Genomic DNA, 707 nt, shown 5'->3' with positions numbered 1-707 from the left:
CTCATATTTTGAGCCATCAAAGGAGAAAAAACTCCTAACAGTAGAATGAATAGAAATACGTTAAAGTTTTTTTGTGTCGTCATTACTAATCTTTGTGGGTTCTACATAACCGATTGGCATATCTACACAAGCACAGCCAAGCATATTTAAACGAACGGCAATCTTACTCTTACCCCCGACAGTCACGAGTTCGCCAACAAGGCCACTCAAAGGACCTTTAATCACACGAACTTTCTCACCACGCGCCAGTGGAGTATCATTCATACAGACTGCTTCTTCGGAATAATCGAGCATGAAACGGAAACGCGCCATCTGCTCGTCAGGAATAACGGCAGGAGTGCTTTCACCACGCATCACCATATAACGGCTGACCGTGGAGAAGCTTAGGACTTCCATACGCTCTTTTGGATTGACATGAACAAAAACCATCATGGGAAGCAAGACTGTATCAACCATCTTTCGACGGTCGCTCCATTGATGGATCTGTTGCTGAACGGGAACAAAAGAATCAATTCCCATCTTAGACAAACGCTCGGCAACTTTCTTCTCATGATGCATTCGAACGAGTGCTACATACCAGCGTTTTGAGTGTGCTACGCCTTCCCCTGTCCCACTAATAGGCCCGGCATTTACTGATTTTGGTTTCGTTAAAATCATATTTTTTTACCCCATGTGATTCCGTTACTTCTTAGGTAACGGATAACACA

1 protein-coding gene is annotated in these 707 nt (G+C 43.7%); it reads right to left on the bottom strand.

Features of this window, described 5'->3' with window-relative positions:
• Positions 1-60 precede the first annotated feature (60 nt).
• Entirely contained in the window at positions 61-657 is a 597-nt protein-coding gene (locus LPH68_RS26500) for a UpxY family transcription antiterminator (RefSeq protein WP_008019042.1), read from the bottom strand.
• Positions 658-707: the final 50 nt, after the last annotated feature.

The organism is Bacteroides sp. 1_1_30, assembly GCF_020982715.1.
GTDB lineage: Bacteria > Bacteroidota > Bacteroidia > Bacteroidales > Bacteroidaceae > Bacteroides > Bacteroides xylanisolvens.
The sequence above is the reverse complement of the archived record's forward strand: the minus strand, read 5'-3'. Positions and strand labels throughout refer to the sequence as shown.

Coding starts and splice junctions, on each gene's coding strand:
- LPH68_RS26500 (WP_008019042.1), bottom strand. CDS start 657: ATGATTTTAACGAAACCAAAATCAGTAAATGCCGGGCCTATTAGTGGG.